Annotated in this window: 22 protein-coding genes, 1 tRNA gene and 1 other RNA gene; 5 read left to right on the top strand and 19 right to left on the bottom strand. The window is 55.9% G+C overall.

Annotated features, from left to right (window positions below; genetic code table 11):
* Positions 1 to 158: 158 nt before the first annotated feature.
* Positions 159 to 233, top strand: a tRNA-Asn gene (locus tag R3F07_04310).
* Positions 234 to 262: 29 nt separating this feature from the next.
* Here the strand turns inward: R3F07_04310 and R3F07_04305 are convergent.
* The 5 genes from R3F07_04305 to R3F07_04285 form a co-directional block, all read right to left on the bottom strand.
* Positions 263 to 562 carry a HigA family addiction module antitoxin gene (locus R3F07_04305; GenBank protein ID MEZ5275586.1) on the bottom strand — a complete coding sequence of 100 codons (300 nt, stop codon included), beginning with the start codon at positions 560 to 562 and terminating at the stop codon, positions 263 to 265.
* 4 nt (positions 563 to 566) lie between these two features.
* The gene (locus tag R3F07_04300; protein MEZ5275585.1) at positions 567 to 848 is read right to left on the bottom strand and encodes a type II toxin-antitoxin system RelE/ParE family toxin; all 282 of its coding nucleotides are present in this window, start codon (positions 846 to 848) and stop codon (positions 567 to 569) included.
* A 391-nt stretch (positions 849 to 1,239) separates the two neighbouring features.
* The gene (locus tag R3F07_04295; protein MEZ5275584.1) at positions 1,240 to 3,003 is read right to left on the bottom strand and encodes an NADH-dependent [FeFe] hydrogenase, group A6; all 1,764 of its coding nucleotides are present in this window, start codon (positions 3,001 to 3,003) and stop codon (positions 1,240 to 1,242) included.
* A gap of 2 nt (positions 3,004 to 3,005) precedes the next feature.
* On the bottom strand, positions 3,006 to 4,979 hold the full coding sequence (locus R3F07_04290; protein MEZ5275583.1) for an NADH-ubiquinone oxidoreductase-F iron-sulfur binding region domain-containing protein: 1,974 nt from the start codon (positions 4,977 to 4,979) through the stop codon (positions 3,006 to 3,008).
* Positions 4,980 to 5,483 carry an NAD(P)H-dependent oxidoreductase subunit E gene (locus R3F07_04285; GenBank protein ID MEZ5275582.1) on the bottom strand — a complete coding sequence of 168 codons (504 nt, stop codon included), beginning with the start codon at positions 5,481 to 5,483 and terminating at the stop codon, positions 4,980 to 4,982.
* A 446-nt stretch (positions 5,484 to 5,929) separates the two neighbouring features.
* Here R3F07_04285 and ssrA point away from each other — a divergent pair.
* Positions 5,930 to 6,288, top strand: a transfer-messenger RNA (tmRNA) gene (gene ssrA, locus R3F07_04280).
* A 736-nt stretch (positions 6,289 to 7,024) separates the two neighbouring features.
* A complete protein-coding gene (locus tag R3F07_04275; GenBank protein ID MEZ5275581.1) occupies positions 7,025 to 7,618 on the top strand; it encodes a hypothetical protein in 594 nt (197 codons plus the stop codon).
* Between the two features lie 927 nt (positions 7,619 to 8,545).
* On the opposite strand, the gene R3F07_04270 is transcribed toward R3F07_04275, so the two are convergent.
* From R3F07_04270 to R3F07_04250, 5 genes are all read right to left on the bottom strand, one after another.
* Positions 8,546 to 12,250: a CusA/CzcA family heavy metal efflux RND transporter gene (locus R3F07_04270; GenBank protein MEZ5275580.1), complete on the bottom strand. Its 3,705-nt coding sequence runs from the start codon at positions 12,248 to 12,250 to the stop codon at positions 8,546 to 8,548.
* 11 nt (positions 12,251 to 12,261) lie between these two features.
* Positions 12,262 to 13,539, bottom strand: coding sequence for an efflux RND transporter periplasmic adaptor subunit (locus tag R3F07_04265; GenBank protein MEZ5275579.1), 1,278 nt, complete (start codon positions 13,537 to 13,539; stop codon positions 12,262 to 12,264).
* 5 nt (positions 13,540 to 13,544) lie between these two features.
* Positions 13,545 to 14,873 (bottom strand): TolC family protein, encoded by a 1,329-nt coding sequence (locus R3F07_04260; protein MEZ5275578.1) that lies wholly within the window; start codon positions 14,871 to 14,873, stop codon positions 13,545 to 13,547.
* A gap of 112 nt (positions 14,874 to 14,985) precedes the next feature.
* Positions 14,986 to 15,330, bottom strand: coding sequence for a P-II family nitrogen regulator (locus R3F07_04255; GenBank protein MEZ5275577.1), 345 nt, complete (start codon positions 15,328 to 15,330; stop codon positions 14,986 to 14,988).
* Positions 15,331 to 15,356: 26 nt separating this feature from the next.
* A complete protein-coding gene (locus R3F07_04250) occupies positions 15,357 to 15,917 on the bottom strand; it encodes a hypothetical protein (GenBank protein MEZ5275576.1) in 561 nt (186 codons plus the stop codon).
* Between the two features lie 330 nt (positions 15,918 to 16,247).
* Between R3F07_04250 and hflK the strand changes: the two genes are divergently transcribed.
* Both hflK and hflC read left to right on the top strand, forming a co-directional pair.
* Complete coding sequence (gene hflK, locus R3F07_04245) at positions 16,248 to 17,261, top strand: FtsH protease activity modulator HflK (GenBank protein ID MEZ5275575.1); 1,014 nt, start codon at positions 16,248 to 16,250, stop codon at positions 17,259 to 17,261.
* Positions 17,258 to 18,262, top strand: coding sequence for a protease modulator HflC (gene hflC / locus R3F07_04240; GenBank protein ID MEZ5275574.1), 1,005 nt, complete (start codon positions 17,258 to 17,260; stop codon positions 18,260 to 18,262). The genes hflK and hflC overlap by 4 nt, the downstream gene beginning before the upstream one ends.
* A 768-nt stretch (positions 18,263 to 19,030) precedes the next feature.
* On the opposite strand, the gene R3F07_04235 is transcribed toward hflC, so the two are convergent.
* From R3F07_04235 to R3F07_04195, 9 genes are all read right to left on the bottom strand, one after another.
* Complete coding sequence (locus R3F07_04235; protein ID MEZ5275573.1) at positions 19,031 to 19,615, bottom strand: RnfABCDGE type electron transport complex subunit A; 585 nt, start codon at positions 19,613 to 19,615, stop codon at positions 19,031 to 19,033.
* On the bottom strand, positions 19,597 to 20,265 hold the full coding sequence (locus tag R3F07_04230) for an electron transport complex subunit E (protein MEZ5275572.1): 669 nt from the start codon (positions 20,263 to 20,265) through the stop codon (positions 19,597 to 19,599). Before R3F07_04230 ends, R3F07_04235 begins: the two co-directional genes overlap by 19 nt.
* A 72-nt stretch (positions 20,266 to 20,337) precedes the next feature.
* On the bottom strand, positions 20,338 to 20,694 hold the full coding sequence (locus R3F07_04225) for a c-type cytochrome (protein MEZ5275571.1): 357 nt from the start codon (positions 20,692 to 20,694) through the stop codon (positions 20,338 to 20,340).
* A 7-nt stretch (positions 20,695 to 20,701) separates the two neighbouring features.
* Entirely contained in the window at positions 20,702 to 21,004 is a 303-nt protein-coding gene (locus R3F07_04220) for a cytochrome c (protein MEZ5275570.1), read from the bottom strand.
* A gap of 52 nt (positions 21,005 to 21,056) precedes the next feature.
* Positions 21,057 to 22,391: a hypothetical protein gene (locus R3F07_04215; protein ID MEZ5275569.1), complete on the bottom strand. Its 1,335-nt coding sequence runs from the start codon at positions 22,389 to 22,391 to the stop codon at positions 21,057 to 21,059.
* 242 nt (positions 22,392 to 22,633) lie between these two features.
* Positions 22,634 to 23,062 carry a DUF2231 domain-containing protein gene (locus R3F07_04210; GenBank protein MEZ5275568.1) on the bottom strand — a complete coding sequence of 143 codons (429 nt, stop codon included), beginning with the start codon at positions 23,060 to 23,062 and terminating at the stop codon, positions 22,634 to 22,636.
* 84 nt (positions 23,063 to 23,146) lie between these two features.
* Positions 23,147 to 23,557, bottom strand: a complete 411-nt coding sequence (locus tag R3F07_04205) for a hypothetical protein (GenBank protein MEZ5275567.1) — start codon at positions 23,555 to 23,557, stop codon at positions 23,147 to 23,149.
* Between the two features lie 198 nt (positions 23,558 to 23,755).
* Positions 23,756 to 24,421, bottom strand: a complete 666-nt coding sequence (locus R3F07_04200; protein MEZ5275566.1) for an isoprenylcysteine carboxylmethyltransferase family protein — start codon at positions 24,419 to 24,421, stop codon at positions 23,756 to 23,758.
* A 38-nt stretch (positions 24,422 to 24,459) separates the two neighbouring features.
* Entirely contained in the window at positions 24,460 to 26,853 is a 2,394-nt protein-coding gene (locus R3F07_04195) for a copper-translocating P-type ATPase (protein ID MEZ5275565.1), read from the bottom strand.
* Between the last annotated feature and the right edge of the window lie 117 nt (positions 26,854 to 26,970).

Below are 26,970 nucleotides of genomic sequence, written 5' to 3'. Positions count from 1 at the left end.
TGACAGAGGGACGTGACCGCCGGCCGCGCCTCACAAAACCCACTGTAGGGCCGGACCTCGGTCCGTGCCGTCTCATCCATCGTCCGCATATCCTGGCACAATATTCGACGAAGGGATTGACATTGGTGCAGCCGCCCTATTCTCAATCGTCCTTTCTTTGCCCGGTAGCTCAGCGGTAGAGCAGGTGGCTGTTAACCACTTTGTCGTAGGTTCGATCCCTACCCGGGCAGCCAATCCCCGGGGTTTCTGAACGGCCCCGGCCTCAGGCGGCACACGGCTTCACCTCCAGGCGGATCTTTCTGCCTTTCTCCCGTTCCGTCAGGCGCAGATCGTAGTCCACCTGCAACCGCAGCCAGAGTTCCGGAGAGGTACGAAAGTAAGTCGCCAGGCGCAAGGCATACTCGGCGGACATGCGTCGCTTGCCGTTGACGAGTTCATTCAACCGTACATAGGCAATGCCGGTGGCTTCGGCCACGGCTTTCTGGGTGGACCCGGAGGGCTCAATAAACTCTTCCAGCAAAATGGTGCCAGGAGGGTCGAGTGGAATGAAATCTTCGCTCATGGTTCTAGTGGTAATCAGTGATTTCTACTTCATGTGCGCCTCCACTTTCCCAGCGAAAGCAGATGCGCCATTGGTCGTTGATTCGAATGCTGAACTGCCCGTCACGATCGCCCCGAAGAGCCTCAAGATGACTGGAGGGAGGATTGAGGAGTTCATCAATTCGCACGATGGCGTGAAGGACTCGAAGCTTGTTCAGTGCGCGACGCTGGATGTCTGAGGGGAGTCTTCGCGACAAACGGCCACTGAAGATGCGCTCCGCCTCCTTGTCCGCAAAGTCCTCAATCATCACCCACCGTAATCACACAAAACTGTTATCACCGCAAGATCAATCACACTTTTCCGTGATACTTGCCCAAATTGCGTGATCGCAACAATCACCGTTTTCGTTCGCAATCCAAACCAGCTTGGTCAGCCAATCCACTGTTCGCCGCTTGCCTCTTCCCCAAACGCACCGGAAGTCCCCACTTTCTATCAGAGTCGCTCCACCGCTCAAACTGAACCCTGAATTGAACTCCGCCGGACCCCCAAGCCCGATGGACAGGCAAAGGGGCCGTTCCGGATTCGACCGTCAGTCCGAGTGCACGGTGGTATGTCGAGGATGATGGTGGACCTCGTCGGACTTCCATCACCCCGCGACTCCCAACCCGCTGGGGTTCAGTCAGGCGGCACCGGCGGGCTTACCGCCGGTAGACCTTGCGGCTCTTGTAGCGGGTGTGAAGCAGCTTTTCGGACTTTTCGCCCAGCGGCTCGCCGAGAAACTCACGGTAGACCTGCCGGATGGCGGGGTTCTCATGGGAGAGGCGAAGCGCCCTGTCGTGATCATCCTGATACAACCCCGCCATGCGCATGCGACGCACCTCGTTGCTGATCCCGTAGGGTTGGCCGCCGCCGCCGATGCAGCCGCCCGGGCAGGCCATGACCTCGATAAAATGGTAGGGCGGATCCTCGCCGCGCTCGCGGGCGGCGCGCACCTTGTTGAGAACCCGGTCGACGTTCGCCATCCCGTGGGCCACCGCGACCCGGACTTTGGTTCCCTTGATGTTGATCGCGGCCTCCTTGACACCCTCCAGTCCACGCACGGGCAGGATCTCCAGGGCGTCCTTCGGGAGGTTCTCGCCGGTCACGAGGAAATAGCCGGTGCGCAGGGCCGCTTCCATGACCCCGCCGGTGGTGCCGAAGAGGGTACCCGCCCCCGTGTATTCACCGAGCAGCGAGTCGGCCTCCTCCTCCGGCATCTCGCGGAAGACCAGCCCGGACTGTTTGATGAGGCGGGCCAGTTCGCGGGTCGTCAAGGTGACATCGACGTCCTGAAAACCGGAGGCGAACATCTCGTCGGTGCGCTCGAGTTCGTACTTCTTGGCCGTACAAGGCATGATGGAGACCTGGAAATGGCTGGCCGGATCGATGCCCGTTTTTTCCGCGTAATAGGTCTTGGCCAGCACCCCGAGCATTTGTTGCGGGCTCTTGGCAGACGAGAAGTTGGCAATGAAATCCTGGTGGTACTTCTCCATGTAATCGGTCCAGGCCGGACAGCAGGAGGTGATCAGGGGCAACGCGCCCTTGCCATGGAGGAGGCGTTGCGCGAACTCGCTGGCCTCCTCCATGATGGTCAGGTCAGCGGAGAAGTTGGTGTCGAACACCGCGTCGAAGCCGATGCGCCGCAGGGCGGCGTAGATCTGCCGGGTGAGATTGGTGCCCGGCGGATAGCCGAACTCCTCGCCAAGGGCCACCCGCACGCTCGGGGCGATCTGGACCGAGCAGAATTTGCCGGGATCGCGAAGGGCTTCCCAGACGTCCGCGGTCTCGTCGTTCTCGACGATTGCACCGGTCGGACAATGAGCGGCGCACTGTCCGCACTTGATGCACGGCGAATCGGCGAGGGCGATGTCGCCTGCCGGAGCCATGCGGGTATGGATGCCACGCTTCAGGAAGGACAATGCCCAGACGTTCTGGATGTCCTGACAGACCTGCACGCAGCGCCCGCACTTGATGCATTTGGTGAAGTCGATCGTGATCGAGCCGTTCGAGCGGTCCGGCTTGATCTCCGGAACATACTTCTCCATGCGATCGTCCCGCACGCGAAACTCACCCGCCAGCGTCTGCAACTCGCAGTTGCCGGTGCGCCCGCACGTGAGACAGGAGTTGGGATGATTCGAGAGGATCAGTTCCAGCACCATGCGCCGGATCCGGGTCAACTCGCCGTCATGCGTGGTGATCTCCATTCCCTCGCGCAGGGCCGTCGCACAGGCGCGAGGCATCCGGGATTCCCCGGCGACCTTCACGATGCACAGGCCACAGGCCGCCGAGGGCAGCAGGTCGTCGTGCTTGCACAGAGAGGGAATCCGGATACCGGCCTGACGGGCCGCTTCGAGTATGCTAGCGCCCTCCGGCACTGCCACCCCCACCCCGTTGATCTTTGCCTGGACCATCTGCTGGATCATATTCAAATCCTTTCCCATTCTTCCGCAACCGCGGGCTCCCGAACCGATTGCCCGCCGCGGGAAAAGCCGCGCCCGTTGATGAAGTCGATGTATTCGTGTTCAAAATACCGGAGGGTCGAGAGCACCGGATTCGGAACCGTCTGTCCGAGGCCGCACAGCGAGGCGGTGCGCATGCAGTGGCAGATGTCCCGGATGGTTTCCAGGTCGTCCAGCGTTCCCTTCCCGGAATGGACCTTTTCCAGCAGTCTTAACATCTGGAAGCCGCCGATGCGGCAGGGAGCGCACTTGCCGCAGGACTCGTCCACGCAGAAGCCCAGGTAGAACTTCGCCACATCAACCATGCAGTCACTCTCGTCCATGACCAGCATGCCGCCGGAGCCCATGATGGAGCCCAGTTCATGCAGGCTCTCGTAGGTCACCGGCGTGTCCATCTTGCCCAGAGGAATAACGCCGCCGGACGGACCGCCGGTCTGGACTGCCTTGATCCGCGAACCGCCGCTCGCTCCACCGCAGATCGACTCGATCACGGTACGGATGGGGATCCCCATCGGCACCTCGACAAGCTGCGGATTCCTGACCTTGCCGGTCACCGCGAACACCTTGGTGCCGCGCGATTTCTCCGTTCCAAAGCCGGCATACCAGGGGCCGCCCCGGTCGAGGATCGCCGAAACGGCGGCAAGGGTCTCCACATTGTTGATCGAAGTCGGCATGTCCCACAACCCCTTTACCGAAGGGTAGGGAGGGCGCGGCTCGGGACTGCCCCGGCGGCCCTCGATGGAGGCGATCAAGGCGGTCTCCTCACCGCAAACGAAGGCACCCGCGCCCAGCCGCACTTCCGCGTCAAACGAGAAGCCGCTGCCAATGATGTCCTTGCCGAGCAATCCCGCGGCGCGGCTCTGCCCGATGGCGCGCTGGATCCGTTCCACGGCAAGCGGGTATTCTGCCCTTACGTAAAAGAATCCCTTTTCCGCCCCGATTGCGTATGCGGAGATCAGCAGTCCCTCCAGCACCGAGTGCGGGTCCGCCTCCAGCACGCTGCGGTCCATAAAGGCGCCCGGGTCCCCCTCGTCGGCATTGCAGATGACAAACTTGCGGTCGGCAACCGGCTCACGGGTTTTCTTCCACTTCAACCAGGTCGGATAACCGGCTCCTCCGCGTCCACGCAATCCGCTGGTCTTCATTTCCTCGATCACCTGCTCCGGGCTCATCTCCAGCAGAGCGCGCTTCAGGCCGCGATAACCGCCCGCCCGCAGATAGGATTCAAGGTCGTCGGGATCGATGTGCCCGCAGTTGCGCAGGACAATCCGCTCCTGCGGATCACCGCCGGTTTCCAGCAGATCTTCCAGCACCTGGCCGCCCAGCAGACTTTCCTTGATGATGCGCCGGATGTCCGGTCCGCTGACATTCGCATAGGTGACCCGTGAAGGCAGCAACTGCACGCAGATGCCCCGTTCATAGAGTCCCATGTCCAGCGCGCGGTAGACCTGCACCCGCTGGTCCAGCCCATGTACGGCCAGTTCCTCGCGGATCAGCTCCTGAAAGAATCCGGTGCGGTCTGCCGCTTTCCCCTCACCGGTGTCCTTGACCAGGATCGCAACCGGCTGCTTGCCTTCCAGCCCCTTGCCCCGGTCGCGACTCGCGATCACCCGGTCCTCGAGCAGCATTCCGTCACGGCAGAACCGGCTGATCAACTCGCGCGCCGAACCCGGGTCCATCGCGCCAAAGACCACCGGCGCGCCGGTTTCACGCGCGACCATCACGACCGGGTCCGCATACGATAGCCCGAGCGATCCCGACCGCTGGACCTCCAACGTCAGCCCCAGTTCGTCCCGGGTCTCGATCAGCGCATTATACACGTGCCGCGCACCGGCCGCAATACCGCCCGTGTCCATCCCAACCCGGATCCACGGCCGCTTCGCCGGCGCCGACGCCCAATACCTCTCAAGCGCGCTCGCTGTCAGATGCTTTTCGTCCATTTATCCGCCTCGCTTCTCTTTCAGGATTTTCGCGACCGCATTCGGGCACAGGCGCCCGTGCGTCTCACCGTCCACCACCACGGCCGGGGCCATCCCACAGCAGCCGATGCACCGGACAGTCTCCAACTCGAATTCGCCCTCGCGCCCGCCGCTTGCGTCCAGCAGCTTGAGCTGCCGCGCCAGCACGTCGTGCAGCCCCATGGCCCCTTTCAGGTAGCAGGCCGTACCCATGCAGACCTGGATGGTGTGCCGCCCCGGCGGCGTCAGCCGGAAGTAATTGTAGAAGGTGATGACCTCGTAGATGCGCGCCATGTGGATACCCAGTTCCATCGCCAGCTCGTTGGCCGCCCCGCGCGGTATGTAACCGAACTTCCCCTGAATCGCATGCAGGATCATGATCAGGTTGCCCTCGCGGCCTTCCCACTCACGCACCAGTTCCCGCACCGTGCCGCGCATGCCCTTCACCCAGTCCAGCAGATCGCCCAGTTCTGTCCCACCGCTCATCTGTGCTCCTCCCGCGATTTCAGGTTCATTGCGGTGCGATCGTAAGAGCTATCCTTATAGCAGGAAGGCTATCCCATCAGCTGAACTTATTTAGAAATCCCCTTCAAAGTGTCCATTACCCGCCCTAATACCCCTGCCGTCCGGGCGCCGGCAGTTCCACCTTACCGGGCGAGTCACGAGATGACTTCAGGGCAAATCGACATTCAAGTCGTGCACTGGCGGGAACTGCGGGCGGGCCTCAGCAAGGCGCGTTCGCGGCGAGAATCCCTGGAAGGGCCGCAATCAGTATGGAATCCAAACCAGCTTGGTCAGCCAATCTCGGGTTCGCCGCTTGCCTTTACCCAAAACGCACCGATAGTCCACCTGTTCTTTGAGAGTTGCACCACAACTCAAACAGAACCCTGAATTGAATTCCACCGGGCCGGCAGGTCCGACGGACAGGCAAAGGGGGTGTTCTGGATTCGACCTTGAATTGGAGTGCACGGTGGCATGTCGAGGATGATGGTTGGCCTCGTTAAACTTCCATCAACACACTAAGTGGCACCAATGAAGAAATGCCCTTGGCTGCGTAAATAAACGCAACCACGTTCCCCCGGCGACGCCTGCTGGCCGGATGGAGCGACGACAGCAGGCATAGCGAACAAGGCCGCACGCCGGATGTTCGTCGTATCTTCCCCGGGGTGCTGGCTGCAACCTGAACGCGTGTTTCCGCTGGGTTGCGGCGAGATCCAAAGAAGCACTAAACATGTAGAGGCTGTGCATGAAGGCTCAGGGGACGCGGGTTCGACTCCCGCCACCTCCACCACTGAGTTGACAAAGTTTGCCAAGTCTGATTGACAAACTTTGTGAAAAGTAAGCGTAAGCAGTGGTTCAAGATAGAAGAGACCACGAACGGGACATGGGCCCTTTCCGGATCTCTAGGCGGCCAGCGGCACCGGGAACGATTCAAGTCCGAGGCTGAAGCGATCGGTCACGCCAAAGAACTCGAAATCGAACACCAGAATCGGATCCGAAATGGCGAGTTAAGATTCACCCGCCTTACAGACTCAGAGATCCAAGACGCGACCGCCGCGGTCGGTTTGCTCCAGGCTGCCGGCTCAAAGAGGTCCCTCACCTTCGCAGCGCAATACCTGCTCAAGCACCATCACGAGGTCGCAAATGCTCGCACTGTTGAGGAGGCAATCTCTGAATACCTGAATCTGAAACTGAAAGAACAGAAACGGGGCGGGATCACCGCTCGTCAGCTTCGGTCAATCAAGATGGAGTTGACCAAGGCCAAAGGTCACTTTGCCGGGACTCAGGTTTCAGAGATCAAGCCGGGAGACCTTTCCTCCTACCTGGAGGCGCCTATCGGTCGGTCGACCGGAGCCCCTTCGGACAAGACATGGAACAACCGGAGAGGTTATCTGAATACGTTCTTTTCGTTCTGCCTGGCCAAGAAATACGTTCCGGCAAATCCGGTTTCGGAGATCGCTCAGCGAAAGAATCGAACGGCCAGAGGAACCGCTCAGACCTTGACCGCAGATCAGGCCGCAGAACTTATGAAGTGGCTGGAAACCTACCGAGGCCAGCAAAACAGGGACGGAACATGGTGGAGCCAGCCTGGAGCAATGATCCCCTACTTCGCCTTGGCACTTTTCGCCGGAATTAGGCCGGACTGGAAAGACGGCGAGCTTTCGAAACTGAAACCCGAGCACATCAGACTCGATACCGGGGTCATCCGGATCGAACCGGATGTTTCGAAGGTCAACGAAAGCCGTCAGATCAAGATCCAGCCAAACCTCAAGCTCTGGCTCGAGAAATACCCGGTGGAGGAGTTCCCGATCATCGCACGCCGGCGTTTCCGTGATCTTCGTGAGGACATCCGCAAGACGTGGAAGCTGGGTCACAACGTTCTCCGCCACACCTTCATCTCAATGACAGTCGGAGCATTCAGGTCCGTCGGAGACGCCGCTATCCAGGCCGGCGACTCAGAAGCCATCGTCAGAAGGCACTATCTTGATCTGAAGACAGAGGTAGAGGCCGACAGGTTTTGGCAAATCGTTCCGTCGTCCTCAAAGCGACTCAGGAAATTGCCGAAGAAGGATGGACGATACGTAGAGGTTCAGAACCGTTCAAAGAAGCAAGCTAGCTAGCTCAGACCTTTCGGCTGCTGAATCCGCCCAGATTTCAGGTTCTTCCCCTCGATCGGACGGTCCACCTTTCATCAAGAGCCTGCCGAACCTCTTCCACATCGAATCGGACAAGATGCCCGATCTTGATGTAGGGAATCCGCTTCTCGCGCTGCATCTTCCGCAACCACCTGAGCGAGGGTCGGGAGTCTGGATCAAAGAGCAATTCGAGCAACTTCGGCCCGTCGACCAGTCGTCTGTCTCGCCGGGGCTCTTCCTTTGGGGGTCCTTGATGAGCAGCCAAAGCGTTCAAGGCTCACCTCCTTCCAGCGAGTCGCGCACAAAGTAGAAACTCCCGCAAGATGAGGCGTAGACCTCCTGCGAGCTTCGTTGAGGTTCGTATTCAGGTTCGAGGACCAATTTTCTATTCATCTTCCTACATCTTCGAAAAGGCAGGAAATTTCCTCAGTAGACGTGTTCAGGCACCCCTCTTCGCTGAGATTCACGTTCGTTCGAGCAGGAGGAGTTGATCGCTGAGAGCCGCCGCGACGAATCAGAAATCCTCATGGGACCGCCTTGGATCCAATTCAACAGGTGCCAGCAAGACCGAGCGGGTCTACTGCCCAAATCCCGCTAGACACAGCCCCTACGCCGTGAAACCCGACCTACCCACCGAGGGATTGGAAAACAAGAATTGTCCGACCCTCAGTGTGTGATACTCGGCTCGGATGCTTAAAACCAATGAGTTACACGTATCCGTCGCCACTCATCGCTACTCCACTTTGAGCCGAAATGTGCCATTTTGCACACACGACGTACCCGATGCATCCATCGGGCTCATGTGCCGAATTCGATAAATCCCGACCGGAACTCTTTCTCGTCAATCCAACGAAAAAGCCGGGTTACAAACGAACGGCGACTACTTAATGCCCCCCGGGGAATTCGCCCGGGTCACTGCGCTACATTGATCGTGAATCCTGTCTCGTTCTGAACTTGGCCCACTCGCACCCCTACCGTGCCGTGCCACTCCCCGCTACCACTCGGACGGATAAAGCCCGAGAACACCCCCGGATCATCAGTCAGTTCCAACTGAGCGGTCGCCTGCATCGGCATGCCCGGCATATCCATCCGCAATTCGAGCCAGACAGCCCCATTCTCAACTGGATCGTCCGAAGCGGCGTTTACCACTTCAACCCGGAGCTTGTTGTCGCCTACGCTAAGCTTAGCCTTATCGCCGAAGAGGTTGAGGCGGTACGGTCCGATCTCCTCAGTCAGAATCAAATGAGAGGGCCCGGAGGTGCCGGCTATGGAATTCCAGCCCCACCATCCCCCTACTCCGAGCAGGACGATTCCCAGGGTAATCGCGGTGTTCCGAACGATGTGACCTGATCGTTCTCGTATGGTTGGGGCCTCGACAGCACGAGAACGCCAAAGGAAATAGACCAACGGAACAATCAAGAGCGTGAGAATGGTCGTGCTGACCATTCCACCCACCATCGGGGCCGCTATCCGCTTCATCGCGAGTGAACCCGTTCCGTGACTCCACATGATGGGAAGAAGTCCGGCAACGATGGCAAAAAAGGTCATCATGACCGGACGAACGCGTTGGGCAGCACCATCGCGAATCGCCATTGACAGATCATGATAAGAGGGGCGCCGGTTTCCCTTGAGCAGATTCTGCCACGCCTCATCAAGGTACACGATCATGATCACGCCAATCTCGGTTGCCACACCAGCCAGGGCAATAAATCCAACCGCCACAGCGACACTGAAATTATAGCCCAGTCCCCACATCAGCCAGATACTGCCGACCGCAGCGAAGGGCAGCGTCAAGAGGACAATAAACACCTCCACAGGATTGCGGAAGTTCAGGTAAAGAAGAACAAAGATGATCAATAGCGTTGCCGGGACAACCAGTTGAAGCGTTTCTCGCGCCTTCTGCATGTACTGGTATTGACCACCCCACTGGAGGAAATAGCCCGCAGGCATCTCCACGTTGTCTGCGATGAGTTCCTTCGCCCGCACGACATAGCTACCCAGATCGATATCCTTGGTATCGACGAAAACAAAGCCCGCCAGCATTCCGTTCTCATCTCGAATCGCCGGCGGCCCCGTCCTTTTCCGGATATCGGCAAGTTGCTCCAATGGAATTTGAGCGCCCGTAGGGGTGGGGACGAGCACGCGTCGAAGCGCCGGCAGATCCTCCCGGAACTCCTGAGCGTATCGGACATTGATCGGGTAGCGTTCACGTCCCTCTACTGTGGTAGAGATGGTCTTCCCGCCAATCGCCGTTTCGATGACCATTTCAACATCCCCGACAGTGAGGCCATACCGGGCAATCTCATCTCGCTTGATCTCAAAATCCACATAGTAACCACCAGTGACCCGCTCGGCAAAAACCGTTGCCGTATTTGGGTCTCCTTTCAACACGGATTCAATCTTCACGGCGACTTCCTGGATCACAGCCAGATCCGGTCCGAGGACTTTGATACCAATCTGGCTCCGTATTCCTGTAGCCAACATCTCAATTCGGGTCTGAATTGGCATCCACCAGATCGCCGGCGCACCCGGGGTCCGCACCATCTCGTCGAGTTCCTCCTTGATCTTCTCAAAGGTCATCCCCTCCCGCCACTCGTCTTCGGGCTTTAGGGTAATAACCGTCTCTGTCATAGAGAGTGGAGCCGGATCGGTTGCAGTGCGTGCACGTCCCGCCTTTCCGTAGACCCGCTCAACTTCAGGGTGGGATGCAATAATGGCGTCTTGTCGCTGGAGCAGAGCCTTTGCCTCAGTGATCGAAATCCCAGGAACACTGGTCGGCATAAACAGAAGCGTCCCTTCTCGTAAGGGAGGCATGAACTCTGAGCCAATCCGGGAAAACGGGATCCAAGTAACTCCCAGGACCACAGCCGCGGCCAAAAGGGTGATCCATCTGAATCGTAGTACGAAAGCAAGAAACGGGCGGTAAGCCCAGGTGAAGAATCGACTGATTGGATGTTTGTTTTCCGGGAAGATCTTCCCTCGGATAAACCAAACCATCAGGATTGGGACGATAGAAACCGAAAGAAGCGCAGCGAAGAACATGGAAAACGTCTTCGTGTAGGCAAGCGGCTTGAACAGGCGGCCCGATTGTCCTTCCAGTGCAAACACCGGCAAGAAGGAAACCGTAATGATCAGAAGCGAAAAGAAGAGAGGTTTTCCGACCTGACGAGCCGCCATCACCATCAGTTCCAATCGTGTAAGGTTCGCCACACTGCGTTCACCCGGCGTCAGGGCGTCGTCCCCCTCTTTGTTTCGCTTCGCCCGGGCATGGTTCCACCTCTCAAGCCATTTGTGAGCATTCTCGATCATCACAACCGCCGCATCCACCATCGCACCAATTGCTATTGCGATACCTCCAAGCGACATGATGTTGGACGAGACGCCCATGGCGGCCATCAAGATGAACGAGAGCAGAATGGCGATGGGCAGAACAAGAATCGCTACGAGCGCACTTCTCAGGTGGAAGAGAAATATAATGCAGACCAGACTGACAACGATGCTTTCCTCGATCAGTTTCCATTTTAGGTTGTCGATCGCACGAATGATCAGATCAGATCGGTCATAGCCCGTCACAATCTCGACACCCGGAGGAAGTGACGGTTTAATTGCCTCCAACTTGGCTTTGATTGCCTCGATCGTCGTCAGTGCGTTTTCACCATACCGCATGATAACGATCCCACCGACAGCTTCTCCTTCACCGTCCAACTCCAAGACGCCGCGCCGCAGATCGGGTCCGAAGTGGACATTTGCCACTTGCTTCACAGTTATCGGCGTCCCATCCGCATCGACCCCCAAGGAGATCTTCTCTATGTCCGTGATCTCCTTAATGTAGCCCACCCCTTTCACCATATATTCGGTCTCGCCGAACTCGATCACCCGGCCTCCAACGTCGTTGTTTGAATCACGGATGGCCGCGACGACCTTCGAAAGCGGTATGTTGTAGGCAACCAGTTTATTCGGATCGACGTCTACTTGATATTCCCGAACATACCCTCCGATACTCGCCACCTCCGCCACCCCCGGCGTGTTCTGAAGGTAATAGCGCAAAGTCCAATCCTGCAATGACCGCAGGTCGGCCAGACTATTCTGTCCAGTCCGGTCGACCAGAGCATATTCGTAGACCCAGCCCACCCCAGTCGCATCCGGTCCAAGTGTTGGTCGAATACCAGGAGGAAGATCCCCCATCACCTGGTTCAGGTATTCGAGCACGCGGGACCGCGCCCAATACATGTCTGTGCCATCTTCAAAGACGACATTCACGAACGAAAGCCCGAAGAAGGTCTGACCTCGGACATATTTGACGTTCGGGGCAGCCGCAAGAACACTTACAATTGGGTAAGTGATCTGATCTTCGACCAACTGGGGATCCCTTCCCATCCATTCCGTAAAGACAATCACCTGCACATCGGACAGGTCCGGAATGGCATCAAGGTTGATACGCTTGACAGCGATCACTCCAGCCACGATCAGAAAGACCGTCGCGACCAGCACAAGAAATTGGTTGTTCGCACACCACCCGATAATTCGCTCTACAAACGATGCTTCCGGGTAGCTCGGAACCGAAAAATCCGACTCTTCCAACGGTCGCGGCCGATTATCTTCTGGTCCTTTTTTCACGTTTCTCGAACTCAATGGTTATGTGAGCCGCCGCTGCCGGAAGCACTCAATTGACTTTCGCTGTCGAGGAGGAAGTTACCATCCACGACCACCGACTCCCCGGGCATTACGCCTCCAGAAACGGAAAACATTCGGCCTACCTTTGCACCCAGTTCGACGGCTCGCGGAACAAAGAAGCCGGCAGACTCCTCGATAAAGACGTATTGCCGGGTTCCCGTGTCAAAGACCGCAGAATCCGGAATCAAGAGACGTTCTCCCTGGTCGATCATGATCTCGACATTCACATAGGTGTCGGGCTTGAGCCGCCCATCCGAATTGTCCATGACCAGACGGACCTGGGTGGTCCGCGTCCGGCTGTCAGAGTAAGGGTAAATGAAGTCCACCGTAGCCGGAACGGCCCGGCCCGACTGTGCAATGGTTGTAACCACGGCTTTCTGACCCGCCTCGACCAGCGGCAACTCATACTCATAAATGTCCGCATTAACCCAAACCGTGGAAAGATCCGCGATCCGATAGAGGGTCATTCCCGGTCGGACCATCTGCGCTGGATCAATGTTCTTCTCGATGACATATCCTGTCGCCGGTGCCCGCAGTTGAACGGTGTCACTCGGTGTACCCGACTCCTCCAGGGCGTCGATTTCCTCATCTGTAACATCCCAAAGCTTCAATCGCTTTCTCGCTGAATTTAGCAGGGTTTCCGAATCCTTCATGCTCTGCTGCCACGCAACCGACCGATCCTGGGAGGCTCCCGCCGGCTCAAGATGTCCAAGCCGCTCGCAGTGACGATAGGCCAACAAGTATTCTGACTGGGCTGAATAGAGTTCAGGACTGTAGATATCCATAAGCGGCGCGCCTGCTTGAACATACTGACCAGGTTTGTCGACATAGAGTTTTTCCGCCCATCCCATGATCCGAGTATTGACATTTGAAATCGCCGTCTGGTCGTAAGAAATGATTCCGACCGTTCGGAGCTCAACCACAGCAGGGCCCATTGTGGCCGGGGTTGTCCGGACATTGATCAATTGCCGTTGCCTTTGATCAAGGACAACCGGATTTCGTCCATGAACCCCTACCTTCTCCGACCGCTGATCACTCTCCATCGCGTGACCGGGAGCTCCGGCTTCCACGCCCATCGTGTTCATTTCCATTGGCTTGTCTTTTTCGCCAGCCGATGGGCTGTGGGCGTGCTGAGCCCTACCGTACATTCCTCCAAAAGCCAAGAGTGCAGCGATGAACGCAAATGCCCGGCAACGCTTGGCGTCCTGAACAAAATTCTTCTCTGTTTTCATGAACCTCAATCTGTTTTCGGACTGTTGATATGCGCCACAACAGTCCCGGTTAGCCTTTGAAGACTGGAAATCGCTTCCTCCCGATCCACTCGTGCACGCTCAAAATTCAGCTGAAACTCTAACAACTGACGCTCAGAATCCATGAGAGAGAGAAATTCAACCTTGCCCGATTCATAGGCCCGTTGGGTGACCCGTAGATTCTGGTCTGCTTTAGGAATCAACGAATCCCTATATAGAGCGATTTTTCGTTCTGCGTCTTTCAGCCTAAATAGCACCAATTCCAGATCGGTTGAGAGCTGATTCTGTCGATTTCGACGTTCTGACTGAACAGCCCGCAGATTTCTCCTAGCTTCAGCAACCCCTGCATCATATTTCTTACGCCAAATCGGGATATTGATTGAAAGACCAAGCATAATGGGATCTTTCCCACTGTCCTCAACTCCAGGCATTCGGGTGGCTCCCGTAGAGACGTAGTCGATTCCGGCAGTGATGTCCGGATAGTAATCTTTTTTTGCCAGCAATATCGCCTGTTCCTCCTTCGACATAGCCGCATCAAGGCCCCTTAGCTCTGGATTTTCTCTGAGCATCACTTCCGCGAGTTCCTCGGCTGAACCTCCGATCGACTCCGCTATCAGATAAATCGGAAACGACACTTCCGAGTTCAGAGGTCGATTGAGAAGGCTATTGAGCCGCGCCTTCGACGGGGTCGCCACATTTTGAAAACTGCTAAGTCTATCTCGTAGTTGATCGAGTTCGACCTGGGCCTTTATAACATCCCCGTGAAGAGCTGTTCCTGACTCATACTTCACCCGCGCCACTTCTTCGAGGTACGACACCAGTTCGATATTCTCCGTGGTGATTTCGATCGCTCGCCCCAAGTAGTAGAGTTCGAAGTACGCGCGCTTCACTTCGTCAAAGATTCGAAGCCTGGTCGCCTCAAACTGCGCTTCGGCGACACTTGCGGCCTCACTCATAACATTCCCCCGTTGTTTGAGCTTCCCAAACCAGGGGAACATCTGCGACAGACCAATTCGTTGCTCCTGTGGACCGACCCGAGTTTCGACTTCCTGGATGAAGTAACCGTAGTTCAGCCGCGGATCCGGAAGGGCCCTGACCTGGGGAATCTTCTCTACTGCCGCTTTCCACCGGTTGAACGCCGCCGCAAGACCGGGATTGTTGAGAGCAGCATAGGCGATGTAGTCCTCCAGGGAAGACGCGGCGGAGAGATCCGGTAAGCGAGGCGGCCCTTCATCCGAACCTTGTGAGACTACCTCCGTCGACTCGTCGAGAACCGCCGCGAATGGCGTTGAGAGGCCCAAAACGGAAAAGAGCATAGCGGTGGCCCACATTCCCGGACCCAATTTCCCGAATCTGACAATTCTCACAGAGGTGGTGACTTTGGATCTATTTGTATGCTTCACAAAGAATCAACCAAAAGACGGTGAATCAAAGAGCCTCCGGGCCTTCTACGCCTGATCGGACGTTGATTGCTTGGTTGACGTCAGATACAAAAATCCGACCGTCTCCATGGGCGCCCGTATGTGCCAAGTCCTTAATGATTTTGGTAAATTTGAGTGCATCATCCCTACGGCATACAAGTTCTAGCTTCGCCACGGCCGAATATTTCTTTGAGTACTTTCGAAAGAAATGGTCACGATCCGTGGCCCCGTCGGACATCGTACTGAAAGCATCGACTCGGATGATGGTCATGTCCCTTGCGCCTGCATGTTCGAGTTCACGAATAACAGGTTCGATCACAATGGGTCGGATGTATGCCTTGATTTCTTTCATGTGGAATCGGTGAAGACAGATTGGAGTCAGGCGATACAAGGGTTGCTGCTCGTTCGGTTTCTGACCTCCTGTCGGTGGAAAAGATTCTCGCGAGACGGTGTTGGGAATACGAATCTCGGGTCCTCTTCGAAAATGGCGCCGGATTCGACGAGCCTCCGTACGAAGATCGACCGGACGTGGATTCGGGCAAGACTCTGCAGTTCCAACTCAACGGACGAGGCGAAACCCATCTGGCGAACCGGCATATGAAGCAGCGCGACTATGGCACTTGTCCTGCCACGATTTCCTTCGTTCCACAGCGCAAGTGCTTCAATAAGTGGCTGTGGCAATTCTGAGTCCGTCCGAATCGAAATCCAAAGCATGTCGGCCTCGGCGAGTGCTTTCGTGATCGGTTGTGATCCAGTTCGTTTGCCTAGACCTGCAACCGGAATCCATTCTGTAGTCACCCGAGTTGCTCCTTTCATCTGAATACCGAGAGCACAAATCTGACGTTCAGCAGAAGAGAACGTACGGGCATCTGAAAACAAGCAGGCAATCCGCACCTGATGGGAGTCGTCTTCTGGATTGGTCTCGTGGGGGAAGTTCATCAGCGGATTTAGAATCGGTTCATACGGTTTAACGCTACCACACTCTCTTTCCCTCAAGAAAAGAGGCCCAAATGGACGAATTTCCTGAATCACGTTCTCCTGGCCGTTACCCCACCACAAAGCCACATTGGGTTGGTGCCTGCGGTTGGAGGAACAGGTGACCTTCTGCTATATCGTATCTTGAATATGCCGAAGAGAATTTCCGAGGGATCAGGGGGGCCGATTACGTTGAACTAGGATAACACCATCTGCCACAACTCCCAATAGACTCTGACGAGATGGTCAGGAATACGTTGCCGTTCACAACAGGAAGCATCCCGCCTACCCATCATGCCCCAAGGACCCATCAATCCCGAGATCAGAGAGATTCTAGACAACCTGCGAAAGAATCGCGGCTTTATTCTAACTGTTCCACTACTGCTACTCGCCGCGATCGGTGCCTACAGCAGCTTTTATACCGTCCAACCAGAAGAGGAAGCAGTCGTGAAACGATTCGGCAAGGTCATCGGAATCAAGGAACCTGGGCTCCATTTCAAGATTCCATTTGGTATCGACAGGATTCGAACCGTGCCAACCGCCCGAGTCCTTAAGGAGGAGTTCGGGTTTCGAACGACCGGAGACGGTGAACGAACCCGGTATCAAAAGGACAGTTCCAACCGCGACGAGTCCCTTATGCTCACGGGAGACCTCAAGGTCATCGATGTCGAATGGGTTGTTCAATTCCGAATCGGTGATCCAGACAAATATCTGCACCGTGCTCGTGATCCGGTCCAGACCCTTCGTGACACATCCGAAGCAGTGATGAGACGCATCGTGGGAAACAGTCTTGGAAGCGACGTTCTGACCGAGAAGCGCGCCGAAGTGGCAACCGCTGCGCGAATTGAACTGCAAGAGATCCTCGATCGATTTGATGTCGGAATACAAATCAGCACGATCGAGCTTCAGGATGTGACGCCCCCTGAGTTGGTCAAGCCAGCCTTCAATGAAGTCAATCAAGCCGAACAAGAGCGGGAACGGCTCGTCAATGAAGCTGAAAAGCGGCGGAATCAGGTGATACCGCGCGCAGAGGGCCAAGCGAAACAGCTAATCGCCGAAGCGCAAGGATATGCGCTTGAGCGAGTCAACGGAGCACGCGGCGAAGCAGCCCGGTTCGAGGCCATCCTCGCAGAATACCGCAAAGTTCCCGATGTGACTCGCCGTCGCCTCTATCTTGAGATGATCGACCGGGTTCTCCCCACCTCCGAAAGCATCTATTTCATTGGCGACCGGCAACTTCCACCGATTCCGTTCCTAAATATAGGTGGGGCGACGCCATCAACTCTCAGCCCAAAAACCACTCGATGACCCGATCCACAACCTATATCGTGATTGGCGGAATTCTTGCCATCACTGCCTTCCTGACTTTAAAGGCATCCCTATACACCGTCGATGAAGCCGAACAGGTTATTGTGGTTCAATTCGGCGCTCCAGTCGGGGAACCTATTACCACACCAGGCCTACACTTTAAGACCCCGTATATACAAGACATTCGGCGTTTCGACAAGCGTCTTCTGGAATGGGACGGTGAACCCAATCAGATTCCTACAAGAGGTGAACAGTTCATCTCGGTCGACACAACCGCTCGATGGAAGATCGTCGACCCGCTCAAATTCCTACAGCGGGTACAAAATGAAAGCAGAGCGACCCTGCGCCTCAATGATATCCTAGACTCCATTGTTCGCGACTATGTGTCTGCAAGTGATCTGGTTGAAATCGTACGCTCAAAAGACTGGGATGTCTCGGAGGAAGACCTCGCACGTGCACAAGTAGCCGGTGAGGAAGACGAAGAAATCCTCCTTCAGAGAGTCCAAACTGGACGGGAAGAGCTGGTTCGCTCCATCCTCATACAGGCAAGCAAGCAAATGCCTGACTATGGGATCGAACTTGTGGATATCCGTATCAAGCGTGTCGATTACGTCGTAGAGGTCGAACAACGCGTCTTCGAACGGATGATCGCGGAACGACAACGAATCGCTGAGCAATTCCGATCAGAAGGCCAAGGCCGTGCCGCCGAAATCGACGGGGAAACACAAAGACTACTCGCTGAGATCAATTCCGAAGCAAAGAGGGCTGGCGAGGTCATTCGGGGCGAAGCCGACGCACTCGCAACTCGGATCTACAACGAGGCATTCGGAGCCGATCCTGAATTCTACGCATTCTTCCGTACACTTGAGAGCTACACCCGGTCTCTTCAGAATCAAACCACTTTCATACTCGGCGCTGACTCCGACTACTTTCGATACTTCAACAATCCCCTGATAAATCCCGCCCCGCAACCGCCTTCAACCGTCCTAGGGCCTGAGTAGGGATTTTAGGCCCATCCATTTCTTTAAGTGTGTCTGACCGAAACCGAGTTCGAACAATTTCGGTCGACCCACACTCAACTGAAGCTCAGCCAAAACCACCAATGAAATCCGTATACTCCGTTCTGTTCACAAGCATTCTGCTCGCGTCCGCACTAACCACGAACGCCGCTCCGCGCAGCAAACAAACCTACGTCGCGCCGCCGCTTCAAACGACAGAAGAATTCGCGAAACTCAAACCCGGAGACTCCGTCGGCATGGTCTGCACCGAATGTTCGAGTGTAACCGTTTTGACAATTGAGAGCACTGACCAGGCCATGGACCTGTGTAAGGAGGGCGAAGAGATTACATGCGGTTCCTGCAAGATGAAATCCAAAGTTGTCCGCCATGGTCCCCGATCCAAGAGCGGGTCGCATACTGAGGTCTCCTACGTCAATGAAGCTGGCGAGGAGTGTATGTTCATGGTGAAACTCAAATCGTAGCTAGATCACCCAACGAATTCAATCCAACCGCATGGCAAAAGGCGGCCCGTGTTCTGCATGAGGGCGCACTCAAGTGCGTAATCGTGCCGGTACACGGGCCGCTTCCGACAAACCACCTGCGACCGCACCCACACGGTGAGCGCTGCAGAACCCGCAGCTGTCTGACCCGACGTAGTTTGAGATGCGGCGGGAACCCGCTCAAGGAAGAATGCGCCTTTCTCCCGACATTGCCTAAAGCGAGCAACTACGGATCTCGATCTCTTTTCACCACTGCGTTGACGGTCCAGGGCTAGCTGCCTCCCAGACCGGCGAACCCCATAAAGGCAAGTGAAAGCAAACCCGCCAGCATCAAACTCAAAGCGGCGCCCGTGCTGAGATCGGGAACATCAGCAAGTTCCAGCTTCTCCCTCAATCCGGCCATCAGAAGCAAAGCAAGGGTAAATCCGAATCCCGCTCCCAAACTGAAAACCACGCTTTGCAGGAAGTTGTATTCACGGTTGGTCTGGAACAAGGCAATCCCGAGGATCGCGCAATTTGTGGTGATCAAAGGCAGAAAAATGCCCAGTGCCCGAAACAGTGCTGGGCTAAACCTCTTGATGACCATCTCGACAAGCTGAACGGCGGAGGCTATCACCGCTATGTAGCTGATCAGCCGGAGGAACTCCAGATTGAAGCGAACAAGCAGCCAATTGATGCCGTAAGCACTCGCTGAGCTGATCAGCATGACCAGGATGACGGCCAGGCCCATGTTCCAGGCTGTCCTTATTTTTCCGGATACGCCGAGAAACGGGCAGATCCCCAAGAACATCGCGAGAACGATGTTGTTGATGATAAAGGCGTCCAGGAAGACAGAAATCAGTGATCCAGACTGCATCCTCCCTCTCCTACTGGGTGTTCAGCTAACGTGCCTCTCCATTTGCGAATCGCCGAGAAGAGGTACAACCAGAACGCCAGGACAAAGAATCCACCTGGCGGTAGCGCAAAAATCGCCCATGGTTGAAACCTGGGACCGAATAGATCAAAATTGAACAGCGATCCACTACCCAGGACCTCCCGGACAACGCCCAAGCAAAGCAACGCAAAGGTGAATCCCAATCCCATCCCCAATGCGTTTAAGAACGAACTCAGCGCCCGGTTGCGAGATGCGTAGACCTCGGCTCGGCTCAAAATAAGGCAATTGACCACGATCAACTGGGTGAACGCACCCAGGGCTCGGGAGATCTCAAGGCTGATTGCTTGCATGGCATAGTCCGCGATCGTGACGAAAGTGGCAATTATGATCACGTAGCAGGCGATTCTCACCTGATTGGGAATGAGCCGGCGGAGAAGGGAAACCAAAACGCCCGAACAGATAAGAACGAAAGTCGTCGCCAGTCCCATGGCGAGGGCATTCATTGCCATATTGGTCACTGCGAGAACCGGGCACAAACCGAGCACCATCACAAATACTGGATTCTCTTTCCAGAGTCCCTCCGCGAACGTCTCCCAACTAAGCGGAGCCTGCTGCTCTAAATGGGTAAGCACTGATCAAGAACCCTTCGTTCTAAGCTACAAATCAGGATCGTGAATAGGCATCAAAGTCAGAGCTGATCCCTGCTACTTCTTCCCTGTCTTCTTCGGAAAAGAGTCACGCATGTAGGCCAGAGTATCACGGATATCGGTATCGGTCAGTGTCGGGTTCCCACCTTTCGGAGGCATGGCCAACGGACTCCCTGAGCTCTGGAATCCGTCTCGAACACGCTCAAACAATACATTCTCGTCCTGCATAAGACGGCTGTTCTTAACGGCAAGATCGGGGACCCCGGGGATCGTACCTTTCCCGTCTTTCCCGTGACATACAATGCAAGTGGTCCCGTAAACCTTCTTGCCCTGGTCAATATTGGGCTCGGCCCCATAGGATGAAGCGACGGCGACCAGTCCCGCGAGGACAGCTAGTTGGATGTGTTGGTTCATCTTGCCCTCAGTTACTCTGTTGCATGAAAGCCAAGACATCTCGGACGTCCTGACCCGTCAGTCCGGCACGCACACGCATATGCGTTACAATCACTTTCCACTGTTGGTCGTTAAATTCCTTCGGACCTCGGATATTGTGACAACGCGTACAATTATTCGCCCAAACTTGGGCACCCCGGATAAAGTCTCCTTGGGTCTCTTCCTTTCTGCTCTGATCTGGCGAAGAGGCGCCCGTCGCGATTGATGCGACACCTGCTGTCAACATGTAGCCGAGGCCCAAGACGACGATGATTGCGTAGATTCTCTTCATTTTGTTCAGGGATGGATGATTCGTGGATGCTGTCGTGGGATCTGCACTCGACTCAGAAGCCATACGCCAGTTGCACCCCGTACTGATTAGCAGCGCCGGCCTCCTCATTTGATTCGTTGAATTCGTAGGCGAATTTCCCGATCAAGTTGTTGGAGAAGAGATAGTTCACACCCATCGCCCATTGAGTGGCTTCCTCCCCGTGAGGATCGTTGTACTGTCCGTACCGCAATACCGGCTCGAGTTTGCGTTTCTCCCAAAGATAGGATGCCTGAACATACCATGCCTCCCAGACGCTTTCGCCGGGGTCTGCTTCGCCCAATTGACCATTGCCCAAGGATGTCCGGACGTATTCACCTCGGACCGCGAGGCTCCGGAAGGCGCGGGGAGAATAGTAGAAGTCAAATCCATAGACCAGGTAATCCCGATTGTTGATTGGTGCCTCATCGTGATCATCTCCCTCATCCGGCTCCATGGTTTCGTCTCCGTGCCCGGCCGCTTCAGCAACAGATGCCTCACCTACGGCTAGCGAGAGACCGACTTCGAAATCCGGGAGAGGAATAAACCCAATCCTGCCACCTGTCGAATAGGTCCCTTCAGAGCTGAGTCGACCTGTCGTGTCAATCCCCTCGATCTCGAGGCCATCATCCCCCTCCTCAACCAACATCGCAGGGCCATTTCCGACATAAAGCGCGTAATTGAGTCGCCTTTCAGAGAATTGTGCTCCTCCTCTCAGCTGGATTCCAAATTCTGCAACAGGAGCCGCTTGCGACCCTCCATGTCCGGCGCTGAAACCAATAGGAGCCGATGGGAGCTTGTTGATCCACGAAGGATGCAGGTTCTGGACGAACTGCCCAATAGGACTCAGAAACTTTCCGACGACCAGCGCGGCATAGTCATTCAGAAACAGGTCTATCGACATGTACTCGATCTCAGTTTCCGTCAGGGTCTCACCGTTCGGACCTCTCTCCATCACAAAGGCGATTTCTCCCTCAAAAAGGACCAGGTCCTTGTATTGGTAGTGCAAAATCGGAGCAAAGCTTCCGGTGGCGAAACTCCCGTCACCGCCGTCCGTCCCATAGAATCCGGCATCTGCATAACCCGCGATGTGGTAGATCGAGTCACCAGAGTAGGCATTATCGAGGTTGGATTGGGATTGAACTGCCTGGGGTTCGCTCTCCTCCACTTGCGTTAATTTCGCCTCAAGGCTCTGAAGCTTTTCGTTCAGGAGCTGGACCGTCTGCTTGAGTTCATCGTATTCCTTTCGAAGCTGATCATCGCTTGTTGAGTCCGCGGCCTGCGCATAGGAATTGAACCCAATGACGCAAAGGAAGATTACAGTCAGGAGTCGATACTTGATCAGGGCTCGTGAGGGGTAGGATGTTTGCATGGAATCAGGGTTCAGTTCTGTGGGGCGGACGCATGGACACTTCATAGGTCCGGCGCTTGAAGACCAAGGACTCTAGACGGCGCATACCCAGTTAAACGCGGAGAAGTTCCAAATCCCTCGAAATAACTTAGCGAGAATATCGATTCTCCCCTTGTCTCTGACGATGACGACGCAAACCGGCCAGTAGCCGAAGGGCACACTTCCGGCTTACACAAGAGCGAGTCGCTCGGAGTGAATCCGCTTCAGCCGGAGAAAAAGTCGTCTCCCCAAACCGCCATCGCGCCAACATGGGCTGCCGCAACCAATATCGCAGCAGTCGCCCAGACTAGAAGGCGCCGAATCCACTTCTGGCTGTTGCTCGGGGGTCGATTCCAGCGCCAGACCACTCCGGCAGTGACAACGGCCAGAATCAAAGTGGCAAAACCAAGCCAACGATGCTGGGCGAGCAAAGCAGCGGTGTCGCTTCGATGGAATTCGTTGCTGAACACCCACCCGGTCGCAACAGCAGCAGCCGAGAAAAATGCCCCGAGCAAAGAGGTCAACAGAACGAAGTGCGCAACGACCAAAGACTCCGCCTTCAAGCGCCACACTTCAAGCCCAGCGGCAATCAGTAGTAACGCGATCGGGAAATGTACCAAGAGCGGATGGACCCTGCCGAACAGTTCGATCATGACTTCAAACACACTAAGGTCTCGGCCGGTGAATCAGACTCAAGATGACTCGCCCTACCCAAAGCCAGACCTGCAAAGGCTGCCTCAATGATTGTGTCCCGAATGGACACTCTCGCTGGCTTTGGCTTCCGCAACTCTGTTGGCGGTTGCCGCTTCGATCTTCGCGAGGTATTTTTCCGGGTCTTTTTTGAAGTCCCGCAGGCAGTCTTTACAGCATAGCCGGACCAACTGGTTCGGTTTTCCCTCCGTCTTATAGACGTAGTCATAGGGCTCCATGCCGGCGCCCTCAAGAGGATCACCAGAAACAACGCAGACCGTCATCGGATACGCGGCCAGGGCCGCTGCTTCAGAATCCATAGGTGGGGCCTTAGCCGGACCCGAGCTTTTCGCGGGCGGAGGCGTGGACGCAGAGGCGGCCTGATCGCCGCCATAGACGCCAGCTGTTATGGTCAGAGCGATGACTCCCGCAGTTACTGATAGGATTGTCTTCTTCATATTGTTTGGATAACGCATTTACTTGGGAGGATCGCCTCCATCACATTGAACGTCGGAAACCATCGCTTCCCTCATAATTTCAGCAGAAGCGGCTTGCTGCGACTGGTCGGGGTGGGCGCTTACGATCGTCCGACTTCAACAGAGCATGGCGTCTGCACCGGGAAGTTCATCCCTACGGTTCGCCCCACCCGACTCGCCTCAATCTCGGCGAACAATGGCTGCTCTGGCCATATCGAACACCGTGCGCCATTTCCCCCACTGCGGAATGAATGCCGGCACACGCTGTTGGTAGTCCCGATACTCATCACCATATTCCTCCAGGACTTTTCGCTCCTCCCGGCGAGCAAGCAGCACGTAAGCCACCACCACTACCGGAAACAGCGCGACAGAAAACACTGTGGGCCAGTGGACGATGCCTTCGCCGAAGATAGCGATGAAGAGCCCAGTGTATTGCGGATGGCGCACCAGCCCATAGAGACCATCGGTCACGAGACGATCCTCCTGCCGAGCCTTATGGAGTTCTCGCCAACCCTCGATAAAGATTCCGATGCCAAGAAATGCGATCGCGTATCCAACGATCATGGAAATCATCATGCCGGTCGCTCCCAGGCCCAACAAAGTAGCCCAAAGGCTCGCATTCAGATAGGTCTGATCCAGGCCGAAGAACCGTACAAGCAGGTAGATGGTAAGCGGAAAGCCGTACATTTCCGCATAAAGAGCGATGATGAAGGCCTGAACAACGCCGGCACTGGCCCACTCTCTCCAGGTTTTGGGTGCGAGATAGCGATAAAGAAACCACGACGCCAGGACAATAACAATCAGGGCGATGGCCCACGCGCCGGAATGGCCTACATACTGTTCCATAAAAAAATCCTCAAGTAACTTCCAGGTTTCGGCCGGGTTCAGAACTTGAACCGAGTCAGACGGCGGGCATTTAGAACGACCGAGAGTGAACTGAACGACATCGCTGCACCTGCGATCATCGGGCTGAGAAGAATTCCGAAGAATGGATAAAGAACACCGGCCGCAATCGGCACCCCGAGCGAGTTGTAGATGTAGGCCCAAAACAGGTTCTGCCGGATATTTCGCATGACGGCACGACTGAGTTTCAGCGCCCCTACGATTCCTCGAAGATCACCCTTCACCAACGTCAAGCCGGCACTCTGAATCGCGACGTCGGTTCCCGTGCCCATGGCAATACCGACATCGGCAGCAGCCAGAGCCGGAGCGTCATTGATTCCATCCCCTGCCATGGCAACGCGGGCGCCGGTCGCCTTCAGTTCATTCACGAAATTGTGTTTGTCCTCTGGCGAGACTTCCGCGCGGAACTCGTCGATTCCCAACTCCGACGCAACTGCTTCAGCAGTCTTCGCATTGTCTCCGGTGCACATAATGACCTTCACCCCCATCTCGTGCAGAGCCGCGATTGCGGCCGGGGTGGTCTTTTTGATCGGATCTGCGATTGCGATGATTCCCAGTGACTGGTTGTCTCTCGCAACCCAGATAACGGTCTTTGCCTGCTCCTGGAGATTGCCGGTTCGGGTAAGCAACTCTTCCGACATCTCGATACCGCTCTCCTTGAGGAATGCAGGCTTCCCGATTCGGACATCGGATCCGTCGACCCGTGCCTTTACCCCTCCCCCCGTGATGCTTTCAAATTCCGAAATCTGCGGGAGTTCCAATCCGTCGGCCTCGGAGCGTTTTACCACTGCACGCGCCAGCGGATGCTCAGACTGTGCCTCGACAGCGGCCGCTATTCTAAGAAGCACGTTTTGCGCCACTCCTGGGGAGGTGATTATTTCCACCACTTCCGGCCGACCCTCGGTCAGAGTGCCGGTCTTGTCGGTTATCAGGTGGGTGATTTTGCCTGCGCCTTCGATCGCTTCTGCATTCTTGACCAGAATGCCATATTGCGCCCCTTTGCCGACCCCGAACATGATCGACATCGGAGTCGCCAGACCAAGAGCGCACGGGCAAGCGATGATGAGAACCGCGACCGCATTGACCAAAGCATAGACCAATGCAGGTTCCGGCCCCCAGACACTCCAAACGACAAACGTCAAAACCGCTATACTGACAACCGTGGGGACGAAATACCCTGAGACCTTATCCACAAGTTTCTGGATCGGAGCCCGGCTTCTTTGCGCATCCGCCACCATCTGCACGATTTGCGAGAGCATGGTTTCGGCACCCACCGCTTCCGCTCGCATGATGAAACTTCCGGTCTGATTGACGGTGGCCCCTATTGTTTTCTCGCCTTTGGTCTTTTCAACTGGAACGGGCTCACCGGTGATCATCGATTCATCAATGGTGCTCTTTCCCTCGATAATGACGCCATCGATGGGGATTTTCTCTCCGGGGCGGACACGAAGCAGGTCCCCTTTCTGCAGTTCATCAATCGCGATCTCTTCTTCCTTCCCGTCAATAATCCGGTGAGCGGTCTTAGCCGCCAGCCCCAGAAGGCTCTTGATCGCCTGATTGGTACCGCTGCGAGCCTTTGCCTCCAAGAACTGGCCGAGGATGATCAGGATAGTGATGACGCTTGCCGCCTCGAAATACAAACCAACCTCTCCACCCTTCTGAAACGAGGCAGGAAAGGCATGGGGAAAAAGCAGCGCCACCAGACTGAAGCCGTAGGCGGCTCCCACTCCAAGAGCGATCAGGGTGAACATGTTCAGGCTTCGATTGACGATTGAAGCCCACGCTCGGGTAAAGAAGAACCCTCCTGCCCAGAAAATGACAGGGGTTGCCAGTATCAGCTCCAACCAACCCTGGACACCCGTCGGCACGAACCTCTCAAAGGACAACCCAGGGATCATGTCATCGAAGGCGAGGAACACGACCGGCACGGTCAAGGAGAGCCCAACCCAGAACTTACGCCTCAGCGCCAGGATTTCCGCCTCGTCTTCATTGGAGCCCTCCCCGGTGGCATCGATGGGCTCCAGGTCCATCCCGCACTTCGGGCAGGCCCCTGGTTTATCCTCCCTCACCTCCGGATGCATCGGACACGTCCAAATCCGCTTGCCCTCCGAAGTCTTGAAGGCGGGGTTTTCCTCAAGTCTCATTCCGCACTTGGGGCAATTGCCGGGACGATCGCTTTCGACTCCCTCACACATGGGGCAGTAGTAGCGAGCCGCTACCGGCTTGTCCGCCGTAGGGGCGCCTTTTCTCACCCCGTCAGTATGGATATGTCTGTGAGCCGCCGTCTGTTCGACATGACCATGGCCAATCGAGGTGTGTTCGCCTGTCGACGAACCTACCGTCTTCAATTCATCGGATTCGATCTTGTGCTTCATTGTTGGAATGTCGGCGTTTCGTGAGGCGAATATCTCGTTCGAATATCGGAGATCCTAGGTTCCAGCCATCCAGGCTGTTTGTTGTGTCATGGGACAAGGAATCACCAGCAAATTGCT

It is taken from the genome of Opitutaceae bacterium (assembly GCA_041395105.1).
Taxonomy (GTDB): domain Bacteria; phylum Verrucomicrobiota; class Verrucomicrobiia; order Opitutales; family Opitutaceae; genus B12-G4.
Note: the sequence above shows the minus strand (reverse complement) of the source record. Positions and strands in the feature narration are given on the sequence as shown.

Coding starts and splice junctions, on each gene's coding strand:
- R3F07_04300 (MEZ5275585.1), bottom strand. CDS start 848: ATGATTGAGGACTTTGCGGACAAGGAGGCGGAGCGCATCTTCAGTGGC.
- R3F07_04225 (MEZ5275571.1), bottom strand. CDS start 20,694: ATGAACCAACACATCCAACTAGCTGTCCTCGCGGGACTGGTCGCCGTC.
- R3F07_04250 (MEZ5275576.1), bottom strand. CDS start 15,917: ATGAACTTCCCCCACGAGACCAATCCAGAAGACGACTCCCATCAGGTG.
- R3F07_04195 (MEZ5275565.1), bottom strand. CDS start 26,853: ATGAAGCACAAGATCGAATCCGATGAATTGAAGACGGTAGGTTCGTCG.
- R3F07_04255 (MEZ5275577.1), bottom strand. CDS start 15,330: ATGAAAGAAATCAAGGCATACATCCGACCCATTGTGATCGAACCTGTT.
- R3F07_04265 (MEZ5275579.1), bottom strand. CDS start 13,539: ATGAAAACAGAGAAGAATTTTGTTCAGGACGCCAAGCGTTGCCGGGCA.
- hflK (MEZ5275575.1), top strand. CDS start 16,248: ATGCCCCAAGGACCCATCAATCCCGAGATCAGAGAGATTCTAGACAAC.
- R3F07_04275 (MEZ5275581.1), top strand. CDS start 7,025: ATGAAGTGGCTGGAAACCTACCGAGGCCAGCAAAACAGGGACGGAACA.
- R3F07_04205 (MEZ5275567.1), bottom strand. CDS start 23,557: ATGAAGAAGACAATCCTATCAGTAACTGCGGGAGTCATCGCTCTGACC.
- R3F07_04220 (MEZ5275570.1), bottom strand. CDS start 21,004: ATGAAGAGAATCTACGCAATCATCGTCGTCTTGGGCCTCGGCTACATG.
- R3F07_04215 (MEZ5275569.1), bottom strand. CDS start 22,391: ATGCAAACATCCTACCCCTCACGAGCCCTGATCAAGTATCGACTCCTG.
- R3F07_04285 (MEZ5275582.1), bottom strand. CDS start 5,483: ATGAGCGGTGGGACAGAACTGGGCGATCTGCTGGACTGGGTGAAGGGC.
- R3F07_04295 (MEZ5275584.1), bottom strand. CDS start 3,003: ATGATCCAGCAGATGGTCCAGGCAAAGATCAACGGGGTGGGGGTGGCA.
- R3F07_04290 (MEZ5275583.1), bottom strand. CDS start 4,979: ATGGACGAAAAGCATCTGACAGCGAGCGCGCTTGAGAGGTATTGGGCG.
- R3F07_04260 (MEZ5275578.1), bottom strand. CDS start 14,873: ATGCTCTTTTCCGTTTTGGGCCTCTCAACGCCATTCGCGGCGGTTCTC.
- R3F07_04305 (MEZ5275586.1), bottom strand. CDS start 562: ATGAGCGAAGATTTCATTCCACTCGACCCTCCTGGCACCATTTTGCTG.
- R3F07_04235 (MEZ5275573.1), bottom strand. CDS start 19,615: ATGCAGTCTGGATCACTGATTTCTGTCTTCCTGGACGCCTTTATCATC.
- hflC (MEZ5275574.1), top strand. CDS start 17,258: ATGACCCGATCCACAACCTATATCGTGATTGGCGGAATTCTTGCCATC.
- R3F07_04200 (MEZ5275566.1), bottom strand. CDS start 24,421: ATGGAACAGTATGTAGGCCATTCCGGCGCGTGGGCCATCGCCCTGATT.
- R3F07_04210 (MEZ5275568.1), bottom strand. CDS start 23,062: ATGATCGAACTGTTCGGCAGGGTCCATCCGCTCTTGGTACATTTCCCG.